This is a genomic window from Streptomyces sp. NBC_00659 (genome assembly GCF_036226925.1).
In the GTDB taxonomy this organism is placed as follows: domain Bacteria; phylum Actinomycetota; class Actinomycetes; order Streptomycetales; family Streptomycetaceae; genus Streptomyces.
On record NZ_CP109031.1, the window covers coordinates 9,373,241 to 9,386,771 of the forward strand.

13 protein-coding genes and 4 pseudogenes are annotated in these 13,531 nt (G+C 68.8%); 7 read left to right on the forward strand and 10 right to left on the reverse strand.

What is annotated here, in order from left to right; genetic code table 11:
* Positions 1–49 precede the first annotated feature (49 nt).
* Both OG410_RS41185 and OG410_RS41190 read left to right on the forward strand, forming a co-directional pair.
* Positions 50–244, forward strand: a complete 195-nt coding sequence (locus OG410_RS41185; RefSeq protein ID WP_329303852.1) for a transposase — start codon at positions 50–52, stop codon at positions 242–244.
* 110 nt (positions 245–354) lie between these two features.
* The gene (locus OG410_RS41190; RefSeq protein WP_443063864.1) at positions 355–819 is read left to right on the forward strand and encodes a transposase; all 465 of its coding nucleotides are present in this window, start codon (positions 355–357) and stop codon (positions 817–819) included.
* 79 nt (positions 820–898) lie between these two features.
* On the opposite strand, the pseudogene OG410_RS41195 reads toward OG410_RS41190, so the two are convergent.
* From OG410_RS41195 to OG410_RS41215, 5 genes and pseudogenes are all read right to left on the reverse strand, one after another.
* Positions 899–1,873, reverse strand: a pseudogene (locus tag OG410_RS41195) (xanthine dehydrogenase family protein molybdopterin-binding subunit); the annotation flags it as partial.
* 15 nt (positions 1,874–1,888) lie between these two features.
* Entirely contained in the window at positions 1,889–3,112 is a 1,224-nt protein-coding gene (locus OG410_RS41200; protein WP_329303853.1) for a xanthine dehydrogenase family protein molybdopterin-binding subunit, read from the reverse strand.
* The gene (locus OG410_RS41205) at positions 3,109–4,365 is read right to left on the reverse strand and encodes an XdhC/CoxI family protein (RefSeq protein ID WP_329303854.1); all 1,257 of its coding nucleotides are present in this window, start codon (positions 4,363–4,365) and stop codon (positions 3,109–3,111) included. Before OG410_RS41205 ends, OG410_RS41200 begins: the two co-directional genes overlap by 4 nt.
* Positions 4,366–4,731: 366 nt before the next feature.
* Positions 4,732–5,202, reverse strand: coding sequence for a (2Fe-2S)-binding protein (locus tag OG410_RS41210; RefSeq protein WP_329303855.1), 471 nt, complete (start codon positions 5,200–5,202; stop codon positions 4,732–4,734).
* 224 nt (positions 5,203–5,426) lie between these two features.
* Positions 5,427–6,425, reverse strand: a complete 999-nt coding sequence (locus tag OG410_RS41215) for an SDR family oxidoreductase (protein WP_329303856.1) — start codon at positions 6,423–6,425, stop codon at positions 5,427–5,429.
* Between the two features lie 194 nt (positions 6,426–6,619).
* On the opposite strand from OG410_RS41215, the gene OG410_RS41220 reads away from it, so the two are divergent.
* On the forward strand, positions 6,620–7,480 hold the full coding sequence (locus OG410_RS41220; protein ID WP_329303857.1) for a helix-turn-helix transcriptional regulator: 861 nt from the start codon (positions 6,620–6,622) through the stop codon (positions 7,478–7,480).
* Between the two features lie 37 nt (positions 7,481–7,517).
* Here OG410_RS41220 and OG410_RS41225 read toward each other — a convergent pair.
* The 3 genes and pseudogenes from OG410_RS41225 to OG410_RS41235 form a co-directional block, all read right to left on the reverse strand.
* A pseudogene (locus tag OG410_RS41225) lies at positions 7,518–7,643 on the reverse strand (IS5/IS1182 family transposase); the annotation flags it as partial.
* A 178-nt stretch (positions 7,644–7,821) separates the two neighbouring features.
* A pseudogene (locus tag OG410_RS41230) lies at positions 7,822–7,968 on the reverse strand (transposase family protein); the annotation flags it as partial.
* A 324-nt stretch (positions 7,969–8,292) separates the two neighbouring features.
* Positions 8,293–9,978, reverse strand: coding sequence for a ribonuclease J (locus OG410_RS41235; RefSeq protein ID WP_329303858.1), 1,686 nt, complete (start codon positions 9,976–9,978; stop codon positions 8,293–8,295).
* Here OG410_RS41235 and OG410_RS41240 point away from each other — a divergent pair.
* Positions 9,970–10,356, forward strand: coding sequence for a hypothetical protein (locus tag OG410_RS41240; RefSeq protein ID WP_329303859.1), 387 nt, complete (start codon positions 9,970–9,972; stop codon positions 10,354–10,356). The two genes, OG410_RS41235 and OG410_RS41240, sit on opposite strands and share 9 nt — an antisense overlap.
* On the opposite strand, the gene OG410_RS41245 is transcribed toward OG410_RS41240, so the two are convergent.
* Positions 10,353–10,601, reverse strand: coding sequence for a hypothetical protein (locus OG410_RS41245; protein WP_329303860.1), 249 nt, complete (start codon positions 10,599–10,601; stop codon positions 10,353–10,355). The genes OG410_RS41240 and OG410_RS41245 overlap by 4 nt on opposite strands.
* 174 nt (positions 10,602–10,775) lie before the next feature.
* On the opposite strand from OG410_RS41245, the pseudogene OG410_RS41250 reads away from it, so the two are divergent.
* Positions 10,776–11,060: pseudogene (locus OG410_RS41250) on the forward strand (integrase core domain-containing protein); the annotation flags it as partial.
* A gap of 117 nt (positions 11,061–11,177) precedes the next feature.
* The gene (locus tag OG410_RS41255; RefSeq protein WP_329303861.1) at positions 11,178–11,330 is read left to right on the forward strand and encodes a hypothetical protein; all 153 of its coding nucleotides are present in this window, start codon (positions 11,178–11,180) and stop codon (positions 11,328–11,330) included.
* A gap of 164 nt (positions 11,331–11,494) precedes the next feature.
* On the opposite strand, the gene snpA is transcribed toward OG410_RS41255, so the two are convergent.
* Positions 11,495–12,190 carry a snapalysin gene (gene snpA / locus OG410_RS41260; RefSeq protein ID WP_329303862.1) on the reverse strand — a complete coding sequence of 232 codons (696 nt, stop codon included), beginning with the start codon at positions 12,188–12,190 and terminating at the stop codon, positions 11,495–11,497.
* 187 nt (positions 12,191–12,377) lie between these two features.
* On the opposite strand from snpA, the gene OG410_RS41265 reads away from it, so the two are divergent.
* A complete protein-coding gene (locus OG410_RS41265) occupies positions 12,378–13,415 on the forward strand; it encodes a LysR family transcriptional regulator (RefSeq protein ID WP_329303863.1) in 1,038 nt (345 codons plus the stop codon).
* Positions 13,416–13,531 lie beyond the last annotated feature (116 nt).

Sequence of the window (13,531 nt, forward strand, 5' to 3'; positions counted from 1 at the left end):
TAAAGTGTTGACCGTACAGACCATGTGATGATTCGACCGTTCGCGATGTGTGACGACTTGGTCGTGGATCGTGGACGACGACTTGTGGGCGCTGATCGAACCGTTGCTGCCGCCGTGGCCGGAGGGTTCACCAGGGCCGAGACCGGTGCCGGACCGGCTGTGTCTGCAGGGCATTCTCTACGTCCTGCACCAGGACGTCGCCCGGCAACTCCTGCCGCTGGAAATGGGGTTCGGCTCCGGGTAGACCTGCTGGCGACGTCTGGACCGCTGGCAGAAGGCTGGAGTCTTCGAGCAGTTGCACCGGATCCTGCTTGCCGAGCTGCATGCGGTCGGCAAGCTCGACTGGACTCGCGCGTGCGTGGACGGATCACACGTCCGTGCGAAAAGGGGGGTGCCGCAACCGGTCCGTCACCGGTCGACCGGCGGAAGACGGGCAGCAAACACCACTTGATCTGCGACGGACGCGGCATCCCGCTCCACGTCATCACCACCGCGGCCAACGTCAACGACATCACCCAGACACTCAACCTAGTCGACGGCATCCCGCCGGTGGCCGGACGTCCGGGCCGTCCACGACGCCGCCCCGAATCCGTCCTGGGCGACAAGACACCCCATCAGCCGTCCGTGGCCTCAGCCCTGCCCGAAGTCCTCTCTCTCGTGAAGAGCTCGAAGGCTCTGGCCAATTGGGAGGTGGCTCTGGGAACGGGCTCGAATCACGGCACCGTACGGCGACTGGAGCCGACATGGCAGGGGCCTGAACCGCGTCCGTCTTGTCGAAGCACTCCTGGCGCTGCCTATATCCCAGACGTCTCGCTCTGACCCCTGCCGACCGGCCCAACCGGCCAACCCACATGCCTATTAGGCGTATGGTCCGTTTGCCGTGCAGACGGCGCAGTGTCTACAGCAGTTTGTCGAGGGTGATGGGGAGGGTGTGTACCCGGATTCCGGTGGCGTTGTAGGCGGCGTTGCCGACTGCGGCGGCGGAGCCGACGGTGCCGAGTTCTCCGCAGCCGCGAGCGCCGAAGGCGCTGATGACGGGGTCGGGCTTGTCGACCAAGTGCACGTCGATGTCGGGGATGTCGGCGTTGACGGGGACCATGTAGTCGGCCATGTTGCTGTCGGCCAGTCGGCCGGTGTCGAGTTCCAGAGGGTTGTGCTCGAGCAGGGCGTGACCGATGCCGAAGATGATGCCGCCGACGATTTGGCTGCGGGTGGCCTGGGCGTTCACGACGCGGCCGACGTCCACGACGGTGGTGAAGCGGGTGACGCGGGGCTCGCCGGTGAACCGGTTGACCCTGACCTCGCAGAAGTGGGCGCCGAAGCTGCTGAATTCGTACTGGGTGGCTTCCGGGCCGGGTGCGGCCGCCGCGGTGGCCTCGACGTCGGGGACACCGATGGTGGCGAGCAGGCGGCCGAAGGTCATCGAGCGGTCCGCGCCGTGCAGTCGGCCGTCCTCGTAGGTCAGGTCGCGGGTGTTCGTACCGTGCCACGGTGAGCGGGGACTGGTCACCGCAAGCTGGATGAGGGCCTTCTTGGCGGCGTCCGCGGCGTCTGCGACCGCCGGGACGGTACTGGACGTGGCGGCCGACCGCGCGGCCGGTGCGCCCGGCGGCAGCGCGGTGTCACCGATTTCGGGTTTCACCCGGTGCAGCGGGATGCCCAGGGCGTCGGCGCCGGTGATCGCCAGCATGGTCCACGCGCCGGTGCCCGGATCGGCGGTTGCGGAGGACACGATAGCGGTGTCGTCGTCGAGCAGTCGGACACAGACGTGGACGGGGTCGTGCTGGCGGTCCCCCGGATAGATGGCGGTGGCCATTCCCATGCCGATCAGCCATTGCCCGTCGACCCGGGCGCGGGGCGTGGCTCTGCGGGCCGACCAGCCGAAGCGTCAGGCACCGATGCGGTAGCAGTCGTGGAGGTGTTTGCTCGACCACGCCCGGTCCGTGCCGGGCACGACGGTGGCGTAGTTGCGCAAGCGCAGTTCGAGCGGGTCGATCCGGGCGGCAATGGCCAGTTCGTCCATCGCGGTTTCCAGCGCGAACGTTCCGGGGGCTTCGCTGAGTGCCCGCATCACGGAGGTCGGGGGCATGTCGAGGATGACCCGCTGCTGGTCGACGTGCAGGTTCGGGGTCTTGTACAGCTTGGCCGAGGTGCCTTCGGCCGGAACGGAGCTCCACCAGCCGACGGCCGGCATCTCGGCGACGCTCTCGTGGCTGATGACGGTGAGCACTCCGTCGCGGGAGGCGCCCAGCTTGATGGTCTGGTCGACCTGATCCCGGTGGCCGGCGATGGTGAACACCTGTTCCCGGGTCAGGGCGAGCTTGACTGGACGGTTCAGCCTGCCGGCCGCGGCGGCGGTCATGGCGGCTTCGCTCCACGGCAGGGTCCGGCCGCCGAAACCGCCACCGACGTACTCGGTGATCACCCGCACCGCGGGCGGCGGCTGTGTGCCGAGCCGAGCGGCTACCGCCATGGCGTGGGCGTGGGGCAACTGCGCGCCGCTGTGGATGGTCAGCTTGGTGTTGTTCTCGCTCCACTCGGCGAGGATGGCGTGGGGTTCCATCGCGACGTGATGGTGCACCGGCTGGTGGAAGCCGGCCTGCACGACGATGTCGCCGGCAGCCAGTGCCGCGTCGATCGAGGCGACGCCGGGAGCGAGGATCGTGCGCTTGGGCTCAGGCGCCGTGGGCCCTACGGACGGTTCGCGGGGCCCGTCGGCCAGTGAGGTGCGGGCCGTCTGTTCGTCGTAGGTTGTGGTGATCAGCCCTGCGGCGTCGCGTGCCTGCTCGAAGCTCTCGGCGACGACCATGGCGATGATCTGGCCGTGGTAGTGGATCTGGAATTCCTCCAGGGGTGCGTATGTGTCCCCGAGGTCTGGCACCGCCCGCAGGCCCAGCTTGTTGAACGGGCTGTATACGTCGAGGACACCGGGTGCGTTCCGCGCGGTGGTGGTGTCCATGCGGCGGATCACGCCCCGTGCAATCGTGCTGGTCACCACATAGGCGTAGGCCTTGTTCGAGGCTGTGTGGTCGGCCGCGTACCGGGCGGCGCCGGTCACTTTCAGCCGGCCGTCGACGCGGTCGATCTCGCGTCCGACTGGGGAGGCGGTCATCCTGACTCCTGACTGCTGGAAAGGGCTTCCGAGTTCGGCACCTCGGTGCCGGCGGCATCGGGACGGGGCGGGCGAGGCCGGTCGATGCCGCCGCTGTGGTCGAGACGTCCAGCCGTCGAGGCCGTCCAGAAGGCTTCCGGTGGCGGGACGTCGCGGTGGTGGATGGGTACGCCGGTGCGCAGCGGTACCCCGGTGCCGCCGTGCCGGTGCGCGACGATCTCCGCGGCGATCGACAGTGCGGTTTCCTGGGGGGTACGGGCGCCGAGGTCGAGCCCGATCGGCGAGTGCAGACGGCTGAGTTCACGGTCGGTCAGGCCGGCCTCGCGCAGGCGCGCCAGACGCTCCTCGTGGGTGCGTCGCGATCCCATGGCCCCGACGTAGGCCACCGGCAGCCGCAGCGCGGTGTCGAGCAGCGGCACGTCGAACTTCGGGTCGTGGGTGAGCACGCAGATGACCGTGCCGCCGTCGAGGCGCTGCGCTTGCAGATAGCGGTGCGGCCAGTCGACGACCACCTCGTGGGCGTGCGGGAATCTGTCCGGCGTGGCGAACGTGGCCCGCGCGTCGCAGACGGTCACCCGGTAGTCGAGGAATGTGCCGATGCGGGCCAGCGCCGCGGCATGGTCGATGGCCCCGAAGACGAGCATCCGCGGTGCCGGGGTGTTGCTCTCCACCAGCAGGGTCATGGGCTTCTGGCAGTAGCCGTCGGCCACCCCGATGTCGACGGTGCCGGTCCGCCCGGCGTGCAGCATGCCGGTCGCCTGGATGACCGCTACCTGATCGAGCCGTTCGCTGCCGAGTGTTCCCGCGCTGGGTCGGCCGGGTCGCACGACGATCATCCGCCCGAGGTGAGCGCTCGGGCCGCCCACGATCGTGGCCACGGCGACCGGTTTGTCCTGCGCGGCGTCGGTGAAGGCGGGTGCGAGTCCCGGCTCGCTGCGCGGATCGTGGCGGTGCAGGATGAGCTCGATCGTGCCGCCACAGGTGAGGCCCACGGCGAGAGCGTCACCGTCGCTGTAGCCGAACCGCAGAACCTTGGGCCGGCTGTCCCCGATCAGCATCTGCCGGCACGCTTCGTAGACGGCGGCGTCGACGCAGCCCCCGGACACATTGCCCAGTACGGCACCGTCCGCGTCGACGACCAGGGACGCGCCGGGCCGGCGGGGAGTGCTGCCGTCCACGCTCGTGACGGTGGCGGCCACAAACGGGGTCCGGCCGCGGACACGGTCGAGCAGCTCGGCGGCCAGTTCAAGCATGACCGCCGCCTCTGCGGGCTGCCGGGGTCGGGGTCCCGCGTATGCCGGGTCGCGCGCCAGCGCTGCCGTGCTGGTCGTTCATCGGCGGTCCTGCAGGGTGGTGAGAGCCCGGATCAGGGTGCGCTGCAGCAGCGCCGGCTTGAACTTGTTGTGCGTCAGCGGCCGGGCGCCGTCCGCGGCGTGGCGGACCGCGGACTCGAACGTCTCAGTGGTGACGGGTCGGCCGGCCAGGGCTCGTTCGACCGTCGTGAGCTGCCACGGCCTGGTCGACCAGAGTCGTGCCGCCGGCCAGAAAAGCGGTGTCGGCCCCGGCGTCCCGGACGGCCTCGAGCACGGAGCGCGGTCGGGTGAACGCGTAGCCCTGCATCAGCGCATCACCTTCTGCGCGTCCCGGATCGCGTCGACGATGAACGGATAGCAACTGCACCGGCAGATGTTGCCCGACATGCGCTCGCGGATCTCGTCGTCGGAGCTCGCGTGTCCTTCATGGACCATGGCGACCGCCGACATGATCTGCCCCGGGGTACAGAACCCGCACTGCAGACCGTCGTGCTCGATGAAGGCCTGCTGCATCGGATGCAGCCGGTCGCCCTGGGCGAGACCCTCGATCGTGGTGACCTCACGCTCGTCGGTCGTGGCCGCCAGCGTCAGGCAGGACAGCACACGCCGGCCGTCGACGTGCACCGTGCACGCCCCGCACTGACCACGGTCGCAGCCCTTCTTCGTCCCGACGAGCTCCAGCCGTTCGCGGAGCGTGTCGAGCAGGGTGGCCCGCGGGTCGACCTCTAACGTTTGCGGACTGCCGTTGACCTTGACCCGTACCGTCACGAGATCCATGCCCTCTGCGGCGAGGGCCGGCCCGGCGTTTGCGGTCCTTGCCGGCAGCGGCGTCGCTACCGCAACGACGGCAGTGGCGCCCAGAACGGTTCGCCGGGACACGCCCGACCGCTCGTGGCCTGCATCATCACTGGGACTCACCGATTTCTCCCCTGGTTTGCGCTTGATGGGACACGCCGGAACCGTCGGCGCAGTCGACCGGCTCCAGGTGCTGCCCACTCCGATCACTGAGGTCGACGGTCGCCAGGACCCGTCGATCCCAGGCTGGGGCGGGCACCCTCGTCGGCCGGGAAGGGGGTGTGGGTGAGGTTCTCGGAGATCTGCCAGATGCGTTCGGCGTCGTCCTCGCCGCGAAGCCGGGAGTAGACGGTCTGTTCGGCGGGCGCGCCCGACAGATGTCCGAGACCGCTGGGACCGTACAGGCGGGCGCCGTGTGCGTCCGGCGAGGTGGCGGCCAACAGGGCCGGAAGCAGCGCGGTCTCGACCGTCCCGGCGAGGATGCCACGGCGGGACAGAACGCGGATGAGGCGCACGCCGGCGGTGTCTTTTGCCCGGCCGACCTCGGGGCGCGCGGCCAGGAGACTGGTGGGGGCGATGCCGGGGTGGGAGAGGTTGCTGGTGATACCCCAGCCTCCGGCCTGGCTGCGCCGGTCCAGTTCGAGTCCGAACAGGCCGAGCGCGATCTTGGACTGGCTGTACGCGCGGCGGCCGTGGTAGGACCGGTCCCAGTTCAGGTCGTCCCAGTTGATGGCGTTCTCGTTCGCGCTGATGCTGAGCTGTGAAGTCACGCGTGCGCGGCCGGCGCGGAGCAGGGGCAGCAGGTGGGCGACGAGAGCGAAGTGCCCGAGGTGGTTGCTGCCGAACTGCAGCTCGAACCCGTCGACGGTGGTCCGCCGGTCCGGCGGAGTCATCACGCCGGCGTTGTTGATGAGGATGTGGATTGGACGGTCCTCGTCGCGCAGCGTGGCTCCCAGCGCGGCGACCGAGCCCAGCGACGACAGGTCGAGGTCCCTCAGGGACAGGGCCGCTTCCGGGTGCTGCTGCTTGATCCTGGCGATCGCCGCTTCGCCCTTGCGAGGGTTGCAGACGGGCATGACGACCTCGGCACCGGCGGCGGCGAGGCGACCCGCCAGGCCCAGTCCGACACCGTCGCTGGCACCGGTGACGACGGCGAGTTTCCCGGAGAGGTCGGCAACGGTGATGTCCGGTTGTGTGCGTGCCATGTGCTGCTCCTGGTTTCTCCAGAGAGTGGATGTGATCTCAGGCTGCGCCTGATCCACGGGGATATCCACGGCCTCTCGATCCCAGGCTGGCCGGACCCGGCCGGCCGCGGTCCGAAGGGGGGATCGACAGGCCGAGGCAGCCGTCCGGCACCGGTGGCACGATGAAAAGCACTGGAACCAGGGAGGAAGCAGTCGTGATCGATCGAGCTGGGCTCGCCGAGTTCCTGCGCCGCCATCGGGAGTCACTTCAGCCTGAAGACGTCGGTCTCCCGCGTGGGCAGCGGCGCAGAACCGCAGGTCTGCGCCGCGAAGAAGTCGCCACGCTCTGCCACATCTCCACCGACTACTACAGCCGGCTCGAGCGGGAACGCGGACCGCACCCGTCCGAGCAGATGATCGCCTCGATCGCGCAGGGTCTGCATCTGTCCCTCGACGAACGCGACCACCTGTTCCGTCTCGCCGGGCACAACCCACCCGCGAGAGGCCCGATCAGCGAGCACGTCAGTCCCGGCCTGCTGCGCATCTTCGACCGTCTCACCGACACCCCCGCCGAGATCGTCACCGAGCTCGGCGAGACACTCCGGCAGACCCCGCTCGGCGTCGCACTCACCGGCGACACCACCCGGTACACCGGCCCGGCCCGCAGCATCATCTTCCGGTGGTTCACCGACCCGGCCACCCAGGCCCTCTACCACCCCGACGACCACGCGCACCACTCCCGCGTCTTCGCCGCCGGGCTGCGCAAGATGGTCACACTCCGCGGGCCCGACTCACGGGCCGCTCACCTGGTGGACCTGCTGCTCGCCCGCAGCGAAGAGTTCCGCACCGTCTGGAAAGAACACGAAATCGGCATCCACTACAACGGCGTCAAACGCTACATGCACCCCGAGGTCGGCGCCCTGGAACTGACCTGCCAGACACTTCTCGACCCCGAGCAGTCACACATCCTTCTCGTCTACACCGCCGTCCCCGGCAGCGAAAGCCACGAAAAACTACAGCTCCTCTCGGTCATCGGACCCCCGCACATCGTCCCGCAGACACCCCCGAACGCGTGACTGCATTGCACAGGTTCTGATAGCTCGGCTTGCCGACAACGTCGTTGCGGTTGCCGCCGCCGGTCAGCAGGACAGCCAGCGGGGTGCCGTGCCTGTCAGTGATCAAGTGATGTTTGGAGCCGGCTCGGCCCCGGTCGACCGGCGAGGGGCCTGTCTGGCGCCCCGTTACCGTCTTCGTGGCCCCGTAATGGGGCTCCTGGCCTTCGGCCCCGGTATGACTTGATCCCTCAGTCGAGATGATCGAAAAGGTGGTGCCGCCGGTGTCGGAGGCATTGGCAGACCGCTGATCAGAGGCACGAGCGCTGATCCCCTGAGGGGCGAGGCAGACTCTTCGTAACGTGGCTTCCGCCTTGCGCAGCATGACGGCGGCCCTCGATCCCGGCCTGCCAGGGCCCGGCCAACTCCTCGACCAGACAAGCCAGATGGCGCCGAGAGACCCCGGTGAACAGCCAATGTGTCAGGACCTGTCGATTGACCGTGATCGCCACGCCCGGATCGTTCCACCAGCCAGCAACAATGCCTCACCCGCTATCACGCACCAGCTCGTAAGAGGGGGAGGAGGTCAATGAGCGAATAGATGTGCCGGGCCCACCGGGACCCGGCACACACTCGAGTGAGATCCGTATGAACGAGTTCCGCCGCCGTGCCGCGCCCGCCAGGGTGGAGCGGGTGGCAATGTCACCCCTTCGCTGCCCGAGCGCCATCGGCTGCGACCGACTGTGTGGCGACTCCTCGGGCGGCTGCTGCCTGCCGTGCCCGGCTTCGATACTCGCGAGGCCGGGCACGGCAGGCAGGGGCCGTGCTGCCGGGGCTCAGGCGTCGATGATGACGGGGATGATGAGGGGCCTGCGGCGGTAGGTGCGAAACGCCCAGTTCGCCACGGCGCGGGCGATGAGCTGTTCGAGTTGGATCGCGTTCCCGACGCCTTCGGCGGCGGCGGTGGCCAGGGTCTTCTCGATGACGGGGATGACCGGCTCGAAGGTGGTGTCGTCATGGGCGAAGCCGCGGGCCAGGAAGTCGGGGGCTTCGGCGAGGGCGCCGGTGTCGGCGTCGACGATCGCCACCACCGTGACCACACCCTCTTCCCCAAGCGTGCGGCGGTCCTTGAGGGAGGCTTCGGTGACGCCGCCGACCTCCATCCCGTCCACGTAGACGTAGCCTGCGGGGACCTTCCCGGTGATGGACGCGCGGCCGTCGACGAGGTCGACGACGACGCCGTCCTCGGCGATGACGACCCGGTCCGGGTCGACACCGGTACGGATGGCGAGGTCGCCGTTGGCCTGCAGGTGGCGCCATTCGCCGTGCACAGGCATGACATTGCGGGGTTTGACGATGTTGTAGCAGTAGACGAGTTCGCCGGCGCTGGCGTGCCCGGAGACGTGGACCTTGGCGTTGCCCTTGTGGACCACGTGGGCGCCCCACCGGGTAAGCCCGTTGATGACGCGGTAGATGGCGCTCTCGTTGCCGGGGATGAGGGAGCTGGCGAGCAGGACGGTGTCGCCCTTGCCGATACGGATCTGGTGGTCGCGGTTGGCCATCCGTGACAGCGCGGCCATCGGTTCGCCCTGGGAGCCGGTGCACACCAGAGTGATCTTGTGGTCCGGGAGCTTCTCCAGCTCCTTCGTGTTCACGACCAGACCGGAGGGGACCTTCAGATAGCCCAGGTCACGGGCGATTCCCATGTTGCGGACCATCGACCGGCCGACGAAGGCGACCTTGCGGCCGTGCTGGTGGGCGGCGTCCAGGACCTGTTGGATGCGGTGCACATGGCTGGCGAAGCTGGAGACGATGACCCGGCGCGGCGCGGTGCGCAGCACCTGCTCGATCGCCGGGTTCAGCTCACGCTCGGAGGTGGTGAAGCCGGGTACTTCGGCGTTGGTGGAGTCGGTGAGGAACAGGTCCACGCCCTCCTCGCCGAGGCGGGCGAAGGCACGCAGATCGGTGATGCGGTCGTCGAGAGGGAACTGGTCCATCTTGAAGTCGCCGGTGTGCAGCACCATCCCGGCGCCGGTGCGGATCGCGACCGCGAGGCCGTCCGGGATGGAGTGGTTGACTGCCACGAACTCGCAGTCGAAGGGACCGAAGCTGCGCCGGTCGCCCTCCCGCACGCGCACCGTGCGCGGCCGGATGCCGTGTTCCTTGAGCTTGGCCTCCAGGAACGCCAGCGTCAGCTTGGAGGCGACGATGGGAATGTCGGACCGCTCGCGCAGCAGGTAGGGCACGCCGCCGATGTGGTCCTCGTGGCCGTGGGTGAGGACCACGGCCACGATGTCGTCCAGCCGGTCCCGGATGGAGGTGAAGTCCGGAAGGATTACGTCTACGCCGGGCTGGGTCTCTTCGGGGAACAGCACGCCGCAGTCGACGATGAGCAGTTTGCCGGCGTGCTCGAAGACGGTCATGTTGCGGCCGATCTCGCCCAGGCCGCCCAGGGCAATGACCCGCAGCCCTCCTTCGGGAAGGGGCGGAGCGGCTTTCAGCTCGGGGTGTGGATGACTCATGCCTGGACGGTACCCGGAGAGTGGGACGAGGTGATCCATTGCCTGGGCGATCTCTTCCTCCTGCCGAGCGGATCGAGCGGTGCCGGCAGCAGGCCAACGACCGCCTCACCAGCCGCCTGCGGCACCGCCCAGGGCTTCCTCCGCGCGATCGGCGAAGCCCGCCTGGTCACCCCGCTGCGCTCCGCGGGCGGCCACCGCCGCTACTCCAGCTACCAGCTGCGCATCGCGGCCCGCGCCCGTGAGCTCGTGGACCGGGGTACTCCGATCGAGGCCGCGTGCCGCATCGTCATCCTCGAGGACCAGCTCGAAGAGGCCCAGCAGCTGAACGCCGCATACCGCCGCGAGACCGGAACGGCGGACCCGACGAGCGCTGTTTAAGGAGCGGTCTGCGGCGAGCTGGAGGCGTCAGCCATCTGCTGCTCGTGGTGGTGCTTGAGCGCGTCACGGGCCGCGAGGAGGTCGGCCGGGGCGAGGCTGGTCCAGTACGCGTGCGTGACGATCGTCCCGGCGAGTTCGACTTTCCCGCGCCCGTAGCCGGGCGATCTCCGCCGCGTCCTGGGGATCCCAGCCGGGGGAGGAGGGCCGGGGACGACTTCCGCCAGGCGTTCTCGTGCGTCTCCCACGCGTCCAGCGGGTCGGCCGACCACGCCAGCCCGTCACACGGGTGAGGGCCCGATACCGGTGCGTGGAGTGCGGTCCATCCGACCGCACGCCTTTCAAGAATGGGATTCCTGATCCGGCCTGCGATGACCTGCTCAACGATTTCCATCGCCTGCAGACACGCACTGGGTGTGCTTTCGGCCGCCTTCGCCGAGGTCTGCCGCCGGCACGGTATCCGCCGCAGCATGGGCCGGGTCGGCTCACGTTACGACAACGCCCTCGCCGAATCGTTCTTCCAGGGTCTCAAGCGCGAGTTGCTGCACGGAAGGCGCTGGACCTCGAAGGCGCAGACACGGCTGGAGCTGTTCAGGTGGCTGTCGTACTACAACCGGCGCCGCCGCCACTCCGTCCTCGGCTACCTCACGCCGGCCGAGTACGAACAGCAATCGATCACGTCACGTACGCTGGCACTCGTCGCGTGAAACCCGGTGTCCACCCCCTGGGATCAACCTCAGTACGGCGGCTGGCCCTTCGGTGAGGGCCAGGCGTGGGCGTACTTCGTCTGCCGCCCTTCCTGGACACGGGAAAACGAAAACGAGGTGGCACTCCTGGAGGGTGTCGTCACGCTCGCCCGTTATTTCGGCGCTAACAAGGTGCTGCGCAAGAGCGGGCAGTACGGGCCGCGGGTCGAGGTTCCCGAGAGTGCTGACGTACAGACTCGTCTGCTCACCTTCATCGGACGTCAGCCCTGAGCGACGCGTCCGGCCGGATCACCGCCCGGACGGGTCGTGTCCCGATCGGGCCACGGCCCGCACCCGGACGAACCCGGTACGGGCCGTTGCCTCACACCACGGCCCGTACCGGCTCGACTCGAGTGTGCGGCGCGCAGCGCTCGGCACACGTGCAGGACGCTGGGTCAGCGCGCCTTCTCCAGCTTGGCGAGGGCCTTCGCGAGGCCGTTGGCCCAGAGCTGGTTCACGCGGGAGCGCTCGGCCGTGTTCGGGTAGCGGTTGGTGCAGGACGTGCCCGGGCCGCCGCCCGACATCAGCTCGCTGCACGGACCGCTGTAGTGGTCCGGCAGACCCAGCACGTGACCGGTCTCGTGGGCGGTGACGCGGATCGAGTCGTACTGCCGGTTCTGCGCGTAGTCGAGGAAGATGTAGCCGCTGCCGTGGCCGTCCGTGGAGGCGTACGACCCGCGCGAGTCGTTGCCCTCGTAGTAGGTGAAGTCCGCACCGCTCGAGGCCGCCTGGAGCTTGACGTTCGACACGGAACTGTTCCAGATCGAGGCGGAACTCGATATCTGGGAGCGGAAAGTCGGCGCCTGGGAGGCGTTGTAGTAGACGGTCACCGACTGCACGGAGGGGTTGGCCGCCTGCTTCTTGGCGACCGACTTCAGGACGGCGTCGAAGAACGCCTTGTTGCCGGCGGTGTCTTCGGCCGAGCCGGCGTACAGGGCCGTCGCGGCGGAGGCGGAACCGGCCGGGGCGGAATCCGCCGACTTGGCGCTCGCCGGGACCGCGGTGCCCAGCGCTGCGGATGCCAGACCGAGGCCGAGCGTGAGAGCCAGAAGTCTCCTGGAGGCCTTCGACTTCATGCGGGAGGACAGCATGGGGGGTGCTCCTACTCGTTCGTGTGGGGTGGTGAACGATTGGTTCAGCAGGAGTCTCGGGGAGGCCAAGGGAGTAGCGGATGATGGCATTCGGGGATAGCGCGGAGCTATCGGGGAGCCGACTCGTCAGGCTTCGTCGCGTTTTGAACATCTGGTGCGCCGCTCCGCGTCGCCCTACCCTTCCGGCATGGAGCTCGAGGTGAGGCACTTACGTGCCCTGTGCGCCATCGCCGACACGGGCAGCCTGCACAAGGCGGCCCGTGAGCTCGGGGTGGCACAGCCCTCGTTGAGCACCCAACTGCGCCGCATCGAGCAGGCACTCGGCGTGCAGCTCTTCGTCCGCACAGGCACGGGCTGCCGCCCCACACCACTGGGCCACGCGGTGCTGAGCCGCGCCAGACCTCTCGTCGCCGAACTCGCTGCGATCGTCACGGAGACGAGGGCGGCGGTGGCCCGGGCCACGGATGAGTACACACTGCGGATCGGTGCCACGGCCAGCCGTGCCCTGCCCGGCTGGCTGCGCCGACTGCGCGCCCGTGTTCCCCGCATCGAACCCACACTCCGGATGGACGTCTCGGCGAACTCCCTGCTGCGCATGGTCGCCGGGGGGTGGCTCGAACTGGCCTTCGTGCATGAGGTCGAGGGCAGTCCCCTGTGCATCCCGTCCGGGCTCTGTCTGCGCGTCCTGGTCGAACGCGAACCGCAGTTCGTCACGATCGCCGCCGACCACCCGGCTGCGGAACGTTCCGAGGTGCGGCTCGCCGACCTGGCCGACGACCACTGGATGGTGGACTCGACGGTCGACGGCGAGTGGGACGCACTCTGCCGTGTCCTGCGGGACGCGGGGCTCGAGCCCGACATGCTGCACGGCGACTACCTCACGGCGTACTCGCTGGCCGCCACCGGCGAAGTCGTCACGGTCAGCCAGCCCACCGCCCGCCCGCGATCCGATGTCGTCGTCCGGCCCCTGCAGGGCGACCCGATAGGAGTACGACTGCTGCTCGCCGCCCGCTCGGAGGCCGAACTCGATCTCGGATACGACGAGTTGGTGGACGCCTACCGGGAGGCGGTCCGTCAGGCACCGGCCTACCGTGAATGGCTGAAGCGTTCGGGTACGCCGGAGGCCACGCGAGTCCTGTGTGAACCCGGGACCGCCGACACGCGGGAGACGCCCGAGCGGGTGCTCACGACGGACGGTACCGGCATGGGCAAAGTCGTGCGGTGACTGGGTAGGTCCGGGCTCGTGATCAGTCTTTGCGCATCAGGAGATGGCCCGACGGGTCTGCCGCACGATCGGGTGACATCTTGACCTGCCCCACCATTTGGGTTCCAGGCTCGGTG

What these genes read in the sequence shown, in the direction of transcription:
- OG410_RS41215 (WP_329303856.1), bottom strand. Translation starts at nt 6,425, where the DNA reads ATGGCACGCACACAACCGGACATCACCGTTGCCGACCTCTCCGGGAAA.
- OG410_RS41205 (WP_329303854.1), bottom strand. Translation starts at nt 4,365, where the DNA reads ATGCTTGAACTGGCCGCCGAGCTGCTCGACCGTGTCCGCGGCCGGACC.
- OG410_RS41210 (WP_329303855.1), bottom strand. Translation starts at nt 5,202, where the DNA reads ATGGATCTCGTGACGGTACGGGTCAAGGTCAACGGCAGTCCGCAAACG.
- OG410_RS41235 (WP_329303858.1), bottom strand. Translation starts at nt 9,978, where the DNA reads ATGAGTCATCCACACCCCGAGCTGAAAGCCGCTCCGCCCCTTCCCGAA.
- OG410_RS41265 (WP_329303863.1), top strand. Translation starts at nt 12,378, where the DNA reads ATGGAGCTCGAGGTGAGGCACTTACGTGCCCTGTGCGCCATCGCCGAC.
- snpA (WP_329303862.1), bottom strand. Translation starts at nt 12,190, where the DNA reads ATGCTGTCCTCCCGCATGAAGTCGAAGGCCTCCAGGAGACTTCTGGCT.
- OG410_RS41240 (WP_329303859.1), top strand. Translation starts at nt 9,970, where the DNA reads ATGACTCATGCCTGGACGGTACCCGGAGAGTGGGACGAGGTGATCCAT.
- OG410_RS41200 (WP_329303853.1), bottom strand. Translation starts at nt 3,112, where the DNA reads ATGACCGCCTCCCCAGTCGGACGCGAGATCGACCGCGTCGACGGCCGG.